Source organism: Mycobacterium dioxanotrophicus, from assembly GCF_002157835.1.
In the GTDB taxonomy this organism is placed as follows: Bacteria; Actinomycetota; Actinomycetes; order Mycobacteriales; family Mycobacteriaceae; genus Mycobacterium; species Mycobacterium dioxanotrophicus.
In genome coordinates this window covers 1,894,915-1,910,995 of record NZ_CP020809.1, presented here as the reverse complement: position 1 = coordinate 1,910,995, position 16,081 = coordinate 1,894,915, and the positions used below count along the sequence as shown (strand labels likewise).

At 67.7% G+C, this 16,081-nt stretch carries 15 protein-coding genes; 10 read left to right on the top strand and 5 right to left on the bottom strand.

Translation table 11 applies throughout. The annotated features are described in order from the left end of the window. Positions 1–10: 10 nt before the first annotated feature. From BTO20_RS09210 to BTO20_RS09195, 4 genes are all read left to right on the top strand, one after another. Positions 11–1,297, top strand: a complete 1,287-nt coding sequence (locus BTO20_RS09210; protein ID WP_087075210.1) for a magnesium transporter MgtE N-terminal domain-containing protein — start codon at positions 11–13, stop codon at positions 1,295–1,297. Then, complete coding sequence (locus BTO20_RS09205) at positions 1,294–1,878, top strand: DUF1003 domain-containing protein (RefSeq protein WP_087075208.1); 585 nt, start codon at positions 1,294–1,296, stop codon at positions 1,876–1,878. Before BTO20_RS09210 ends, BTO20_RS09205 begins: the two co-directional genes overlap by 4 nt. 211 nt (positions 1,879–2,089) lie before the next feature. Continuing rightward, positions 2,090–3,271, top strand: coding sequence for a lytic transglycosylase domain-containing protein (locus BTO20_RS09200; RefSeq protein WP_087081852.1), 1,182 nt, complete (start codon positions 2,090–2,092; stop codon positions 3,269–3,271). Between the two features lie 44 nt (positions 3,272–3,315). Next, positions 3,316–4,458, top strand: coding sequence for an Mrp/NBP35 family ATP-binding protein (locus BTO20_RS09195; RefSeq protein WP_198344307.1), 1,143 nt, complete (start codon positions 3,316–3,318; stop codon positions 4,456–4,458). A 925-nt stretch (positions 4,459–5,383) separates the two neighbouring features. Here the strand turns inward: BTO20_RS09195 and tatB are convergent. The 4 genes from tatB to sigE form a co-directional block, all read right to left on the bottom strand. Beyond that, positions 5,384–5,785, bottom strand: coding sequence for a Sec-independent protein translocase protein TatB (tatB, locus tag BTO20_RS09185; protein ID WP_087075203.1), 402 nt, complete (start codon positions 5,783–5,785; stop codon positions 5,384–5,386). Between the two features lie 3 nt (positions 5,786–5,788). Further along, positions 5,789–7,282 carry a serine protease HtrA gene (htrA, locus tag BTO20_RS09180; protein ID WP_087075201.1) on the bottom strand — a complete coding sequence of 498 codons (1,494 nt, stop codon included), beginning with the start codon at positions 7,280–7,282 and terminating at the stop codon, positions 5,789–5,791. Positions 7,283–7,361: 79 nt separating this feature from the next. After that, positions 7,362–7,760 (bottom strand): anti-sigma E factor RseA, encoded by a 399-nt coding sequence (gene rseA / locus BTO20_RS09175; RefSeq protein ID WP_087075199.1) that lies wholly within the window; start codon positions 7,758–7,760, stop codon positions 7,362–7,364. Between the two features lie 78 nt (positions 7,761–7,838). Further along, on the bottom strand, positions 7,839–8,603 hold the full coding sequence (sigE, locus tag BTO20_RS09170; RefSeq protein WP_198344306.1) for an RNA polymerase sigma factor SigE: 765 nt from the start codon (positions 8,601–8,603) through the stop codon (positions 7,839–7,841). Between the two features lie 175 nt (positions 8,604–8,778). Here sigE and BTO20_RS09165 point away from each other — a divergent pair, with 175 nt between their 5' ends. The 5 genes from BTO20_RS09165 (at position 8,779) to BTO20_RS09145 (ending at position 13,488) form a co-directional block, all read left to right on the top strand. Beyond that, positions 8,779–9,444, top strand: coding sequence for an O-methyltransferase (locus tag BTO20_RS09165; protein ID WP_087081848.1), 666 nt, complete (start codon positions 8,779–8,781; stop codon positions 9,442–9,444). A 181-nt stretch (positions 9,445–9,625) separates the two neighbouring features. Further along, entirely contained in the window at positions 9,626–10,306 is a 681-nt protein-coding gene (locus BTO20_RS09160) for a TetR/AcrR family transcriptional regulator (protein ID WP_087075197.1), read from the top strand. 2 nt (positions 10,307–10,308) lie between these two features. Beyond that, positions 10,309–11,205, top strand: a complete 897-nt coding sequence (locus BTO20_RS09155) for an ABC transporter ATP-binding protein (RefSeq protein WP_087075195.1) — start codon at positions 10,309–10,311, stop codon at positions 11,203–11,205. Continuing rightward, positions 11,202–12,797: an ABC transporter permease gene (locus BTO20_RS09150; protein ID WP_087075192.1), complete on the top strand. Its 1,596-nt coding sequence runs from the start codon at positions 11,202–11,204 to the stop codon at positions 12,795–12,797. Before BTO20_RS09155 ends, BTO20_RS09150 begins: the two co-directional genes overlap by 4 nt. 13 nt (positions 12,798–12,810) lie before the next feature. After that, positions 12,811–13,488, top strand: coding sequence for a methyltransferase family protein (locus BTO20_RS09145; protein WP_087081846.1), 678 nt, complete (start codon positions 12,811–12,813; stop codon positions 13,486–13,488). A gap of 6 nt (positions 13,489–13,494) precedes the next feature. On the opposite strand, the gene glgC is transcribed toward BTO20_RS09145, so the two are convergent. Further along, positions 13,495–14,709 carry a glucose-1-phosphate adenylyltransferase gene (glgC, locus tag BTO20_RS09140; protein ID WP_029366571.1) on the bottom strand — a complete coding sequence of 405 codons (1,215 nt, stop codon included), beginning with the start codon at positions 14,707–14,709 and terminating at the stop codon, positions 13,495–13,497. A 157-nt stretch (positions 14,710–14,866) separates the two neighbouring features. Here glgC and glgA point away from each other — a divergent pair, with 157 nt between their 5' ends. After that, complete coding sequence (gene glgA / locus BTO20_RS09135) at positions 14,867–16,057, top strand: glycogen synthase (protein ID WP_087075190.1); 1,191 nt, start codon at positions 14,867–14,869, stop codon at positions 16,055–16,057. The last annotated feature ends 24 nt before the right edge of the window (positions 16,058–16,081 follow it).

The following is a 16,081-nucleotide window of genomic DNA, read 5'->3' as shown; positions in this document are numbered from 1 at the left end:
CCTTTGACTCATGGCGGCGGTGAACAGGGTCTACGCAGCCCGGCTGGTGGGGATGGTCGTGCTGGGCCCCGACGGGGAGTCCATCGGCCGCGTCCGCGATGTGGTGATCAGCATCAGTATCGTGCGCCAGCAGCCCAGGGTGCTCGGCCTGGTGGTCGAATTGCTCACGCGGCGAAGAATTTTCGTGCCGATTCTGCGGGTGACGGCGATCGAGCCGGGCTCGGTGACGCTGGCCACGGGCAGTGTGTCGCTGCGCCGGTTCGCCCAGCGGCCCGGCGAGGTTCTGGTGCTGGGCCAGGTGGTGGAGACCCGGGTCCGAGTCGACGATCCCGACCTGCCGCAGCTCGCCGGTATCGACGTCGTGGTAACCGATCTCGGCATCGAGCAGACCCGGACCAGGGACTGGATGGTCACGCGGGTCGCGGTGCGCCCACAGCGCAGGCTCGGGCGGCGCAGCAACATCCACGTGGTCGACTGGCAGAACGTGCAGGGGTTGACCCCGTCGGGCCTGGCGATGCCCGATCAGGGCGTGGCGTCGCTGCTGGAGCAGTTCGAGGGCCAGCGGCCGGTGGAGGTCGCCGAGGCCCTGCGCGAGCTGCCGGCCAAGCGTCGCTACGAGTTGTTCCGCGCACTCGACGACGAGCGCCTGGCCGACGTGCTGCAGGAGCTCCCCGAGGACGAGCAGGCCGAGGTGCTGCAGCAGCTCAACACCGAACGCGCGGCCGACGTGCTCGAGGCGATGGACCCCGACGACGCCGCGGACCTGCTCGGCACGTTGACCCCGGCCGACGCCGAGGTGCTGCTGGGCCGCATGGATCCCGAGGACTCCGAGGACGTGCGACGGCTGCTGTCCCACTCGCCGGACACCGCGGGCGGTCTGATGACCTCGGAGCCGGTGGTCCTGGCTCCCGACACCACGGTGGCCGAGGCGCTCGCCCGCGTGCGCGATCCGGACCTGACGCCCGCGCTGGCGTCGTTGGCGTTCGTCGCGCGCGCACCAACGGCCACCCCGACCGGCCATTACCTGGGCTGCGTCCATCTGCAGCGGCTGCTGCGCGAACCGCCGGCAGCACTGGTCAGCGGCATCGTCGACACCGATCTGCCCAATCTGGGCCCCGGGGACTCGCTGGCCGCGGTGACCCGGTACTTCGCCGCGTACAACCTGGTCTGCGGCCCGGTTGTCGACGAGGAGAACCACTTGCTGGGCGCGGTCTCGGTCGACGACCTGCTCGACCACCTGCTCCCGGACGACTGGCGTGAGCGCGAGGAACCCACGCTGCCGGTGGCGGGCTCATGAGCGACCTGTCGGCGCGTCAGCGGCTGGACACTCCCCGCACCACGCGCGGCTTGGGGCTGCACGTCGACGTCGAGGCAGTGGGCCGGTTCAGCGAATCCATCGCGCGGTTCTTGGGCACCGGACGTTATCTGGCCATCCAGACCATCATCGTGATCGTCTGGATCGCGCTGAACCTGGTCTCCATCAAGCTGCAGTGGGACCCGTACCCGTTCATCCTGCTCAACCTGGCGTTCTCAACCCAGGCGGCCTACGCGGCCCCGCTGATCCTGCTGGCGCAGAACCGGCAGGAGAACCGCGACCGCGTGGCCCTCGAAGAGGACCGCAGGCGGGCCGAGCAGACCAAGGCCGACACCGAATATCTGGCGCGTGAGCTGGCCGCGCTGCGCCTCGCCGTCGGCGAAGTCGCCACCCGCGACTATCTGCGCCGCGAATTGGAAGAACTCCACGAGGCGATCAGCGGGTTGCAAAAGCGCGCGAAACGCGGTGGTCGGTCCGGCAAAGGCGATGACTCCGAGCGCACCGCCAAACCCAGTGACGCCGACGTCAGTGAACCATTGTCGCAACAAGAGCAACCGGATTAGTTATGGTGACTTGGTTCACACGCTTTTTGTCGGCTGAAATCGACGTCAGGACGGTTAAGTGCGCGTAGGGGGAGGTGCGGCTTTCGTGGTCGCCGCTCGACGCCGACTTGGTCGGCTCGCCCATGCCAAGCCCTTTTCTGCTCCTCACGTCCGCGAGCTCTTTTCTGCTCCTCACGTCCGCGAGCTCTTTTCCGGCCCCCGCGGGCGCGGGATTCTCGGCGTTGCGGCGCTCTCCCCGATCATCCTGGCCGGCGCCGTCGGCGCGTCCGGGCCGGTACCGGCCAGCAACGTCATCGACGCCGCGGTCACCCCACTGGCCGCCGTGGAACCCTCGCCCGATCAATCCGGGCCCGCGGTGGTCGCCGCGGCGAAAGTGCCGACCATGTTCCACATCGCCACCGCGACGGTGTCGGCTCCCCCGCCCGCGATGATCGTGAATTCCCCAGGGGCGCTTGGCATTCCGTCGATCGCGCTGGCCGCCTATCGCAACGCCGAGCGAATGATGTCGGCGGCCGCACCCGGCTGTGGCATCAGCTGGAACCTGCTGGCAGGCATCGGCCGGATCGAGTCCGGGCACGCCAACGGCGGCGCCACCGACGTCCGCGGAACCGCGGTGCGCCCGATCTACGGACCGGCATTGGACGGCACCCTGCCCGGCAACGAGGTGATCGTGCAGAGCGCCCAGGCCGGCCGGGTCACCTATGCCAGGGCCATGGGCCCGATGCAGTTCCTGCCCGGAACGTGGGCCCGGTACGCCTCCGACGGGGACGGCGACGGCAAGGCCGACGTGCAGAACGTCTTCGACGCGTCCCTGGCCGCCGCGCGGTATCTGTGCTCCGGCGGGCTCAACCTGCGGGATTCCTCGCAGGTGATGACAGCGATCCTGCGGTACAACAACTCGGTCGCCTACGCCCAGAACGTCATGGGCTGGGCAGCGGCCTACGCCACCGGCGTGGTGCCGGTCAATCTGCCCCCGATCACCGGATCCATCCCGCCCATCGGCGATGCGCATCTGGACAATCCCGAAGGCCTTGGCCCCGGGTTGCCCATCAACGCCACGGGCTTGCCGCCCGGCGACCCGATGGCGCTCATCCCGGTGCTGGGCGGCGGTGACACCGCAGCTCAGCTGACCGGCGCCAACGTTCCCGGCTTCGCGCCGGGGCAGGTGCTCGGGCCGCTGCCGGGGCCCGCGCAGGCCATCCCGTCGCCGACGCCGGCCGCGCCGCCGCCGTGGAGACCGCCGTGGGAGCAGCCGCCGCCACCGCCCACCTGCGTGGTGTTCTGCTTAAGTGACACGCCACCGCCCCCGGCTCCCGCTCCTGGGCCCGCCCTCGGACCTGTCCCCGGGCCCGCGCTCGGCCCCGCACCGGGGCCTGCGCCCGGTCCGGCCTGACGCCGTGACCGGCGCAATTCCGGGCAGCCGTAGAATCTGCGGTGATGTCCGAATCTGCCACTGAGCTGCCCGCCGCGGTTCGCGCTGCCTTGACCAAAGTGATCGATCCCGAACTCCGGCGACCGATCACCGACCTCGGCATGGTCAAGAACATCACGATCGAACCCGATCGCGGGGTGCACGTCGAGATCTACCTGACCACCGCGGCCTGCCCGAAGAAGAACGAGATCGCCGACCTGGTGTCCAAGGCCGTCACCGACGTACCCGGCACCGGCGCGGTCAAGGTGAGCCTCGACGTGATGAACGACGAGCAGCGCGCCGAACTGCGCAAGCAGCTCCGCGGCGATTCCCGCGAGCCCGTGATCCCCTTTGCACAGTCGGGTTCGCTGACACGCGTGTATGCCGTCGCGTCCGGCAAGGGTGGCGTCGGCAAGTCCAGCGTGACGGTCAACCTGGCCGCGGCGCTCGCGGCGCGCGGGCTGTCCGTCGGCCTGCTCGACGCTGACATCTACGGGCACTCGGTGCCGCGGATGATGGGCACCGCCGACCGGCCCACCCAGGTCGACTCGATGATCCTGCCGCCCGTCGCCCACGACGTGAAGGTCATCTCGATCGCGATGTTCACCCAGGGCAACACGCCCGTGGTGTGGCGCGGCCCCATGCTGCACCGCGCGCTGCAGCAGTTCCTGGCCGACGTGTACTGGGGCGATCTCGACGTGCTGCTGCTCGACCTGCCGCCGGGCACCGGCGACGTCGCGATCTCGGTGGCGCAGCTGATCCCGGGTGCGGAGATCCTGGTGGTGACCACCCCGCAGGCCGCCGCGGCCGAGGTCGCCGAGCGCGCAGGCGCCATCGCTGTGCAGACCCGTCAGCGCATCGCCGGCGTCGTGGAGAACATGTCCGGCATGGCGCTGCCCGACGGCACCACCCTGCAGCTCTTCGGCGAGGGCGGCGGCCGTCAGGTGGCCGATTCGCTCACCCGCACCGTGGGTGCCGAGGTGCCGCTGCTGGGCCAGGTGCCGATCGACCCGGCGCTGGTGTCCGCGGGCGACGACGGTGTTCCGCTGGTGCTGTCCGCACCGGACTCACCGGCCGCGCAGGAGCTGAGCAAGGTCGCCGACGCGCTCTCCAGCCGCAAACGTGGGCTGGCGGGCATGTCGCTGGGCCTCGACCCCGCAGGCCGCTAGCGATACGGCCTCGATGACGGGGCCGTCAATGGCATTATTGGCCTCTACTCTCACTCGCGGTGTGAGCGGGATCGAGGCGCGATGGATACTGACCAGGTCATACGCATTGCGCTGACCGTGCTGACGCCCGTGCTCACCGCCGGGATAGGCATCGTCGCGCTGGTGGTCGGCGACTGGCGGGAGCGCCGAACCCAGGCCGGCAGCCGCAAGCTCGCCTTCGACGACGCCAGCAGGCAGGTGGCGTTCGCCTCGGAGTGGTGGAACGCCAGCAAGCTGGTCGCCGAGTCACCCGAAGCCCAGCAACGCGCTGCCGAGCAGGCGCAGCGCTGGCTGGCGGAGGCCTCCACCCTCGTCACCAGGTCTGAACCGCCGCCGGTGGAGAAGAAGCCGTCGGTCACCCTGCGTCGCCTGCTACTCGCGTTTCCGATGCACCGACGGCCGGCACGCATACTGCGGGCCTTCTACTGGCTGTGCCTCGGCATGGTCGCTCAGAACGTCAGCTCCGTACTGGGTTCGGCATTCGGGCGCACCGACACGCTCGGTGTCGCGAACTACTTCTCCGGCGGGTTCGTCTACGGCGACGTCCTCGGCGTGGCGATGATGATGTTGATCGCACTGGTCTTCCGCTTCTGGTCTCTGCACGCCGAGAACTCCGACGCCGCGATGGCAGACCAGCGAATGACGGTTCGCCGGGCACTGTTGCTGTACCGGATTCAGCGGCCGGCGGCCGTGATCGCCCGCATCGTCTTTCACCTCTGGGTCGGCGTGACGGTGTTGGTCACCGCACTCGTGGTAGTGGCGATATACGACGATCCGCGACTGATTCCGGCCAACCTGCTGGCGTTGGCCGTGTTCGTGGGATGGGCGATGGGCCTGCGGTACTGGGTGGTCTCGCTCGAGGGACGTGCGGCCGACGCGGCGTCGGTCAGGTGGCGTCCGGGTCGAACACCGTCCCGGACGACTTCGGCTGCGGCGTCTCCGGCGGCGGGGTCAACGTCGGCGGCTGCTGGGCCAGCTCCTGCGCCTGCTTCTCGTCGAACTTCCCCGTGAGGAACGAGTCGTCACCTTCGAGCAGATGCTTGGTGATGGCCGCGCGCGGCGTCATGCCCCGCAGCTTCTGCAGTTCGGCCAGCGGCTGGCGCAAGTCTTCGAACTCGGGGCCCAGATCTTCCCGCAGCTGGCTGGTGGCGCCGCTGACGTAGTCGCGGGCCTGGCGCAGCGCGCTGGAGGTCCAGCGGATCGCACCGGGCAGCCGCTCCGGGCCGAGGATCACCAGGCCGGCGATCACCAGCACGAGCATCTCGCCCCACCCGATGTTGGCGAACACGACTTACTGCTTTTTTTGGTCGTCGCCGACGGGCGTGATCATCAGGGTGAGCGGACGACCTTCGCGGACCACCTCGATCGGAACCTCCTGCCCGACGTTGAGCTGGCGTACCGCGACCACGAACTCGTCACCGTCGGCCACCTTCCGGTCACCGATCTTGACAACGACGTCGTTCTCCAGGATGCCGGCCTTCTCGGCGGGGCTGCCCGGGCTGACATCGCTGACCTTGGCGCCGGACGCCACGCTGTTGCTCACCGACACGGCGGTCAACCCCAGCGCCGGGTGCACGATCTTGCCGTCCTGGATGAGCTTCTCGGCCACCCGCTTGACCTCGTTGACCGGAATCGCGAAGCCCAGACCACTGGCACTGTCCGACAACGACTTTCCGGCGGTGTTGATGCCGATGACCTCGGAGTCCATGTTGATCAACGGGCCGCCGGAGTTGCCGTGGTTGATCGATGCGTCGGTCTGCACGCCGTCGATCACGGTGTCGGTGTCGGAGCCTTCGCCGGACAACGGCACGGGCCGGTGCAGTGCGCTGATGATGCCGTGCGTGACGGTGCTGCGCAGGCCGAGCGGGGCGCCTGCGGCGATCACTTCCTGACCGACCTGCAGCTTCTCCGAATCGCCCATGCGGGCCACGCTGAGGTGGTCGACGTTGTCGACCTTGAGCACCGCGACGTCGGTCTTGGGATCGCGGCCGATCAAGCGGGCCGGGACGACGGTGCCGTCGTTGAACACCACGCTGAGCTGGTAATCGGCCGGCTTGGCGGCGGCGTCGGAGATCACGTGGTTGTTGGTGACGATGAAGCCGGACTTGTCGATCACGACGCCGGAGCCCTGCGAGCCCTCGGTCTTGCCCTTGGCCTCGATGGTGACCACGGAATCGGCCACCGCGGCGGCGACGGTCGCGAATCGGCCCGCGGGCTGCTCGGGGTTGTTACCCGTCTCCAGCGTCACCTTCGACGTGGTGAACGCCTGCACGGTCTCGGCCGTCATGCGGCCCACGACGCCACCGAACGCGCCGACCAGCAGGGCGATGAGCCCCAGCGTGATCAATGCGAGCACCGAGACCCGTCGTCCGAACAACACATCACGCAAACCCAGCTTGGTGACCGGTTCGGTGCTGACCGGATGCGGCGTCGGAGGCCGGGCCGGAGTGCCCAGGGCAACCGCGGCAGTCGGATCTCGCCAGGGATCGGCGACCTCGTCCTCGCCGTCACCGTCCCGCTCGGCCGCCAGAGCACCCGCATCGGCGGGGTGGCGCTGCAGGGAGTACTCGCCGGTGCGCCCGAACGCCTCGGCCAACACCGGGTCCGGGGCCTGGTCCTTGGGCGTGTACTCGCCCTGGTCCTCATACTTCTCGGCGCCGAGGAACGATCCGTCGACCCCGGCCGGCCGCCCGAACGCACGTTGCGACGCCGGGTCGACGGGTGGCCGCTGAACAGCACGGGGCGCCAGACGGTCGTTCTCGCCGGGCTGATCCTGGTCGGTCAACGGTGTGTCACTCTCTGATCGGAGCGCCCGCTGCGGCCAGAGGGCCTGCGCGGGACACTAGCTCGCGTGTTGCTCTAGCCTACCGGCGCTTACGCCGGGCCCGATTCGGGTCGTCAGCAAACTCGCCCTGGTTCGGCCATTCGGCTGCCTGATGCGGCGCATGGTGCGGTATCTGCGACAACATCCCCAACAAGGTATGAGGAATGGAGATCGGGCACGAGTCCCGCAATGCCGCTCGGGCCTGTCCCTGGGCGTCCACCTCGGCCGCACAATCGGGACACAGCGAAAGGTGGTGTGCCGCCCGCAGGTGCGCGGTCATCCGCAGCTCGCCGTCCACGAAGGCCGCGATGGCCTCGGTCGACAGGTGCTCAGTGGATCCGAACTGGCGCGGCGCACCCACCGGCGCATCGCTCTGAGATGCAAATTGCGCAGGCAGCCAGGAGAATGCGCGACGGAACACGTGTCCCGGGTCGACCATCACCCAGCTCCTCTCGGGCACATTTGAACCTCATTAGTGAATGTAGCGCGGGACCCGGCCCGAGGCACTCATGACTGCTCAGGCGGACTGAGCAGTTTCCGGAGAGTGCTTGGCGAGATAGTCACGCAGCGCCTGGCGGCCCCGGTGAATGCGGCTACGCACAGTGCCCAGTTTGACGTCGAGCGTCGCGCCGATCTCCTCGTAGGACAGACCCTCGATGTCGCACAACACCACGGCGGCGCGGAACTCGGGAGCCAACGAGTCCAGCGCGGCCTGCAGGTCGGCACCCAGGCGCGAGTCGTGGTAGATCTGCTCGGGGTTGGGGTCGTCGGCCGGCACGCGGTCGTAGTCCTCTGGCAGCGCTTCCATCCGGATGCGTCCGCGACGTCGCACCATGTCGAGGAACAGGTTCGTGGTGATGCGGTGCAGCCAGCCCTCGAACGTGCCGGGCTGGTAGTTCTGCAGCGACCGGAACACGCGGATGAACGTTTCCTGAGTCAGGTCCTCGGCGTCGTGTTGGTTGCCCGACAGGCGATAGGCCAGCCGATAGACCCGGTCGGCGTGTTGACGCACCAGTTCGTCCCAGGACGGCATGGCCGCCTGGTCGCCGGTCGCGTCGAAGACAGCGGTGCCGGTCAGTTCGTCGGACGGCTGCACCCACTCGCCGTCGGTGTATTGCTCCAGGTGGGACATGGTCACCGGGGCGGGCTGGGATGTGGTGATCGACTGAGATGCGATGGTCGTCGGTTCCTCCTGCTCACAGACCTCAAGAGAGCTAACACTCGGGCCAATGTCGTTATTCCAAGTCCGCTCCACAGAGCGCGGGAGACGGCCGTGTTCCATGCGAGTTACCGTTCCCCATGCCGGTGAGGCGGGCATATGAGCAAACTTAACTTTCCCTGAGAATCCAAGCGATATGCGTCACAACCTGGGCAAATCAGCTGTTTTTCGACCGGAATCGGCGCCCGGTGCGGGCGTGTCGCGACAGCCGCGGTGGCTACTGGCCTACGCTGCGGGCATGGTCAGCTCCGACGAGACTCAGGGTCAGGCGCACCCCAGCCACGCCGAGGCGATCGTGACCCACGCCGAACGGTCGATTTCGGAGGATTCGATCGTCGCCGCCGCCCGCGAACGTGCCGTCGACATCGGCGCCGGCGCCGTCACACCGGCCGTCGGCGCACTGCTGAGCGTGTTGGCGCGGCTCACCGGCGGCCGAGCCGTCGTCGAGGTGGGCACCGGCGCCGGGGTCAGCGGACTGTGGCTGCTTTCGGGCATGCGTGACGACGGTGTGCTCACCACGATCGACGTCGAGCCCGAGCACCTGCGGATCGCCAAGCAGGGGTTCAGCGAGGCCGGCGTGGGGCCGGGCCGAACCCGGCTGATCAGCGGCCGCGCCCAAGATGTACTGACCCGGCTCGCCGACGAGTCCTACGACCTGGTGTTCGTCGACGCCGACCCGGCCGACCAGCCGCAGTTCGTGACCGAAGGGGTCCGGCTGCTGCGTCAGGGCGGCGCCATCGTCGTGCACCGGGCCGCACTCGGCGGCCGCGCCGGCGACGCCACCGCCCGCGACGCCGAGGTGACCGCGGTACGTGAAGCCGCCCGGCTCATTGCCGAGGACGAGCGGCTCACCCCGGTGCTGATCCCCCTCGGCGACGGCCTGCTCGCCGCCGTTCGCGACTGAACTCTCCCGCACCGCCCTTTTTCTCGCGCCTCCCTTTTTCTCGCGCGAGCAGACGCTCCGGCACCCGACACGCCGCGTTTGGCGTACCGCAGTGACTGCTCGCGCGTCTTCGGCGATCTTTACGGATTCCTGACGGGCCACCTCTTGACTCTGCGCTGAACGCGCGTTTAGCGTACTAAACATGCGTTCAGTCAATGAAGATCGAACGACCACGGCGAGAATCCGCGACGCCGCGATCGACCAGTTCGGCCAACACGGGTTCAGTGTCGGCCTGCGCACCATCGCCGAGGCCGCCGGCGTCAGCGCCGCGTTGGTGATTCATCACTTCGGCTCCAAGGACGGCCTGCGCAAGTCCTGCGATGCCTACGTGGCCGACGTCATCCGCGACGCCAAGTCGGAGTCGATGCAGAGCGCAGACCCCGCGAGCTGGCTGGCCCAGATGGCCGAGATCGAATCGTTCGCACCCCTGGTCGCCTACCTGGTGCGCAGCATGCAGTCCGGCAGCGAGCTGGCCAAGTCGTTCTGGATGAAGATGCTCGAGAACGCCGAGCAGTACCTCGAGGAGGGTGTGCGCACCGGCGTTCTCAAGCCGAGCAGAGACCCCCACGCACGAGCCCGCTATCTGGCGATCTGCGGCGGAGGCGCGTTCCTGCTGTACATCCAGATGCACGACAACCCAACCGATCTGCGCACAGTCCTGCACGACTACGGCGAGGAGATGGTGTTGCCCGCGCTCGAGCTCTACACCAACGGCCTGATGGCCGATTCCACCATGTACGACGCGTTCCTGGCCCAGCGCGAAAAGGGCATCCCGTTCAGCGGTCCGGACGCGCCGGCAGCAGCCCGACCGGAGGGAGCGTGACCATGCCTGATGCAGCGATCGAAATCCAGGGTCTGTCAAAGTCTTTCGGGCGGACCAAGGCACTCGACGGACTCAACCTGACTGTTGCACCCGGCGCCGTCACCGGCTTCCTCGGGCCCAACGGAGCAGGCAAGTCCACCACCATCCGGGTGCTGCTCGGCCTGCTGCGCGCCGACGGCGGAACCGTCCGCCTCCTCGGCGGCGACCCCTGGCACGACGCCGTGGCCCTGCATCGCAGAATCGCCTACGTGCCTGGCGATGTGACGCTGTGGCCCAATCTCACCGGCATACAGGTCATCGACTTCCTGACCGGCCTGCGCGGCAACCACATCGACACCCGCAGGCGCGATCAGCTCATCGAACGCTTCGAGCTGGATCCGCACAAGAAGGCCAGAACCTACTCCAAGGGCAACCGGCAGAAGGTGGCGATCGTGGCGGCCTTCAGCACCAATGCCGAGCTCTACATTCTCGACGAACCCACATCGGGGCTTGACCCGTTGATGGAGAAAGCTTTTCAGCAGTGCGTCAGCGAAGTCTCGTCCCGCGGCGCGGCGGTGCTGCTGTCGAGCCACATCCTCGCCGAGGTGGAGAAGCTCTGCGACAACGTGACCATCATCCGCGCGGGCCGCGCCGTTCGGTCGGGCACACTCAGCCAGTTGCAGCACCTCATGCAGACCACCGTGCAGGTCCGCACCAGCACCGACGGTCAAGTGCTGCAACGGATGCCATTCGTGCACGACTTTTCCATCGCCGACGGCCACTACCGCTTCTCGGTGGACCGCACCGATCTCGACCGGACCATGGCAGAGCTGGCGGATCTCGGCATCCGGGACCTGTCGGTGACACCGGCGTCGCTGGAAGATCTGTTCCTGCGCGAGTATCAGCGGGTGTCGTCATGACCACCGCCCCAACGCTCACGGCGCGGTCATCGTTCGCCGGTACCGCCGGTCTGCTGCGGCTGGCCGTCCGCCGCGACCGGGTGCGGCTCAGTGTCTGGATCGCTGTCGTGACGCTGATGATGGTCTACGCACCCAATGCCATCAAGCTGGCCTATCCCGAAGAGCAGCAACGGTTGTCGCGGGTCGAACTGCTCAAGACACCCGCGGGTACGATGCTCGGCGGTCCGATGTTCGGCCGCAACGAGACCGACCTCGGCGTGATGATGGCCAACGAGCTCATGCTCACCCTGATCGTCGCCATCTCGATACTGGCCATCTCCACGGTGATTCGCCACACTCGCGCCGAGGAGGAAAGCGGCGCAGCCGAACTCGTGCTGTCCTCGGTGGTCGGCAGGCACGCCCGCACCTTCGCCGCGTTGGCGCTGATCGGCGCCGTCAACGCGGTGTTGGCGGTCACCATGACGGTGGCGATGGCCTCGACCGGTTTCGCGGTCGCCGATACCGCCGCGATGTGTCTGGGCATCACCGCGGTCGCGATGGTGTTCGGCGCGGTCGCTGCCGTCACCGCGCAGCTGTGGCGGCAGGCCCGCACTGCCACCGGGGCCGCGATGGGCACGCTGGCCCTCGCCGCACTGGTGCGGGGTGTCGGCGACGTCATCGACACCTCCGGCAGCACCCTGAGCTGGTTCTCCCCCATCGCGTGGGCTCAGCAGATGCGGTCGTTCGTGGAGCTGCGCTGGTGGCCGCTGGCGATGCTGGTGGCGCTGGCGGTGACACTGATGCTGCTGGCGGCGGCGTTGGAGACCAGAAGGCAGTACGACGACGGCAATTTGCCCTCCACCGGTGAACGCGTGAACGCCCACCGCATTTCCGGACCCTTCCAGTTGCATCTGACCTTGCAGCGCGGTCCGACCATCGGTTGGGGCGTGGGGCTGTTCCTGGCCGGGCTGGCATTCGGTTCGATGACGAAATCGCTGTTGGACGCGGCGCGCACCAACGAGCTGATCGCCCGGGTACTGGACGCCCAGGGCAACGACGGGGTGTACACCACCATGACGCAGTTTTTGGCCGCGGCGACGTCGGCCTACGTGGTCTCGGCCGTACTGCGGGTGTACAGCGACGAGCAGGCCGGCCTCGGTGAGGCGGTGCTGGCGGGCGCTACGTCGCGGTGGCGCTGGCTGCTCGAAGCGGTGGCTTCGGCCGTGCTCGGATCAGCGGTGCTGATGCTGGTGGCCGGCTTCGGCAATGGCCTGGGTGCCGGCGTGACGCTCGGCGAGCCCGCCACCATCGCACGACTCACATTGGCCGGGCTGGGATTCGTACCTGCCATGGCGGTGCTGGCCGCCGTCGCCGCTCTGGCGGTCGCCCTGCGTCGGCCCTGGATCGGTTGGCTGGCAGTCACTTTCGTCATCGTCGCGCTGTACCTCGGGGCGCTGCTGCGACTCCCCCACTGGCTGCTGCAGCTCTCGCCCGTCGGCCAGACCACCATACCCAGCCACGTGCCGCTCACCAGGTTGGCCGTAATGGTCGTCACGGCAACAACATTGACGCTCATCGCAGGGTGGGTCTACCGCCACCGCGATGCCGTGTAGCAGGGAGGACATCATGCTCAAACTCATCATGCAAACCGTGGTGTCGGCCGCATTCGGTGTGGTGTTGTTGGGTTTTGCCTTGTTCGCGTCGGCCGGCACGCTCGACTACTGGCAGGCCTGGGTGTTCATCGCCGTGTTCGCGGTCGCCACACTGGTTCCGAGTTTCTATCTGGCGGTCAAGGACCCGGCCGCGCTGCAACGCCGGATGCGCGGCGGACCGAAAGCCGAAACCAGGGCGGTGCAGAAGATCGTCATCACCGTCAGCCTCATATCGGTGGTCGCCGTGCTCATCATCAGCGCGGTCGACCACCGCGAGGGCTGGTCGCACGTCCCCGTCCCCGTGGTGATCCTCGGCAACGTACTGGTGTTGGCCGGGCTCGCACTGGCACAGGCCGTCGTCTTCCAGAACAGCTTCGCCGGTGCCAGCATCCGCGTGGAGTCCGAGCAGCGTGTGGTGAGCACCGGCCTGTACGGCGTGGTGCGTCATCCGATGTATGTCGGCACGGTGCTCCTGATGATCGGAATACCGTTGGCGCTGGGCTCCTATTGGGCGCTGCTGGCGGTCGTGGTGACCGTGCCCGCGCTGGCGGTGCGGATCACCGATGAGGAGAAGATGCTGCGCACCGAGCTCGACGGGTACGCCGCGTACACCGAAAAAGTGCGCTACCGACTGTTGCCCTACGTGTGGTGAGTCCGATCAGATCCAGATGCCCTTGCCGACGGCTACCACCCCGCCGGCACTGACCGAGAACCGCTCGCGGTCCTTTTCCAAGTCGACCCCGACCATTTCGCCCGGCCCGACGACGACGTTCTTGTCCAGGATCGCCTTACGCACCACGGCGCCGCGACCCACCCGGGTACCCGGCATCAGCACGCTGCCCTCGACGATCGCGCCGTCGTCGATCACGACGTTGGACGACAGCACCGAATTGCGCACGGAGGCCGCGGAAACGATGCTGCCTGCGCCGACCACGGACTCCTGTGCCGAGCCGCCGTTGACGAACTTGGCCGGCGCCAGGTTCTCCGACTCGCCACGGATCGGCCAGCGCTTGTTGTACAGGTTGAACACCGGGTGCACCGAGACCAGATCCATGTGGGCGTCGTAGAACGCGTCGAGGGTGCCGACGTCGCGCCAATAGCCGTGGTCACGTTCGGTGGCTCCGGGCACCTCGTTGTTGTTGAAGTCGTAGACCGCGGCCATGCCATCGGCCACCAGCCGCGGGATGATGTCGCCACCCATGTCGTGATCGGAGCCGTCTTCGTCAGCGTCGGCCCGGATCGCGTCGATGAGCACCTTGGTGGTGAAGATGTAGTTGCCCATCGAAACGTAGGTCTGCTCGGGATCGTCGGGCGTGCCGGGCGGGTCGGCCGGCTTCTCGATGAAATTCCGGATACGGCCCGTGTCGTCGGCGTCGATGCACCCGAACGCGCTGGCCTCCGCGCGGGGAACCCTGATCCCGGCGACCGTCGCACCCGCTCCGCTCTCGATGTGGAACTGGAGCATCTGCTCGGGATCCATGCGGTACACGTGGTCGGCGCCGAAGATGATGATGTAGTCCGGGTCCGCGTCGTAGATCAGGTTCATCGACTGATAGATCGCATCGGCAGATCCGGTGTACCAGCGCGGTCCGAGCCGCTGCTGCGCGGGCACCGGCGTGATGTACTCGCCGGCCAGACCCGACAACCTCCAGTTCTGGCTGATGTGGCGGTCCAGAGAATGCGATTTGTATTGCGTGAGAACGCAGATGCGCAGATAACGTGCGTTGACCAGATTCGACAGCACAAAGTCGATCAACCGGTATGCGCCGCCGAACGGAACCGCTGGTTTGGCCCGGTCCGCCGTCAACGGGTACAGCCGCTTGCCCTCTCCGCCGGCCAGAACAATGCCCAGCACGTGTGGCAGCTCCCTCATGCTGCAAACCTATCCGCAGCCACGCAGTGCTGCCAGCCATTGACACGATTGGTGGCCCGTGTCCACAAGCCTTTTCGCATCGTGGCCACCAACATTCTCGGCACGAGGTTGCCCACAATCCTGCGCTACGACGGGGCGGCCCATTACGGTTCCAGATATGCGGGTGGCCATGATGACTCGGGAGTATCCACCCGAGGTGTACGGCGGTGCGGGAGTTCATGTCACGGAGCTCGTCGCCCAGCTACGTCATTTGTGTGAGGTCGACGTGCACTGTATGGGTGCACCGCGCGAAGGGGCCATCGTGGCACAGCCCGACCCCGCGTTGGCGGGCGCCAATGCGGCGCTGTCGACGCTCTCGGCCGATCTGAACATGGTCAACAGCGCCGCGCAGGCGACGGTCGTGCACTCGCACACCTGGTACACGGGCATGGCAGGGCATCTCACCGCGCTGCTGTACGGCATTCCCCACGTACTGACAGCACACTCACTGGAACCGATGCGGCCGTGGAAGGCCGAACAGCTCGGCGGCGGCTACCGCATCTCCTCGTGGGTCGAACGCACCGCCGTCGAGGCGGCCGATGCGGTCATCGCGGTCAGTGCGGGGATGCGCGAGGACGTCCTGCGTACCTATCCGGGGCTGGCTCCGGATCGAGTGCACGTGGTGCGCAACGGGATCGACACCGACGTGTGGTTCCCTGCGCACGCGAGGAGCGATTCAGGAGATGCGCACGCGAGCGGCGGCGAATCGGTGCTCGCCGATCTCGGCGTCGACCCGACCCGCCCCATCGTCGCGTTCGTCGGACGCATCACCCGCCAGAAGGGTGTGGCGCACCTGGTCGCCGCGGCGCACACCTTCAGCCCCGACGTGCAGCTGGTGTTGTGCGCGGGAGCGCCCGACACCCCCGAAATCGCTGCGGAGATCTCCGGCGCGGTGGCCGAACTGGCCCGCGCCCGATCAGGCGTGTTCTGGGTGCAGGAAATGCTGCCCGCTCATAAGATCCGGGAAATACTGTCCGCCGCAACGGTTTTTGTGTGCCCGTCCGTGTATGAGCCACTGGGCATCGTGAATCTGGAAGCGATGGCATGCTCGACGGCCGTGGTGGCGTCGGATGTCGGGGGAATCCCCGAAGTGGTCGCCGACGGTGAGACCGGGCTGCTGGTGCACTATGACGCAGCCGAACCGGGCGCCTTCGAGTCGGGACTGGCCGAAGCCGTCAACTCACTGGTGGCCGACCCGCAGCGGGCCGCCGGGTACGGCGCGGCCGGACGCGAACGGTGCATCCGGGAATTCTCCTGGGCCCACATCGCCGAGCAGACGGTGGAGATCTACCGCAAAGTGGCGGGATAGAGATTCGGCGTGATCGCTTGCCGG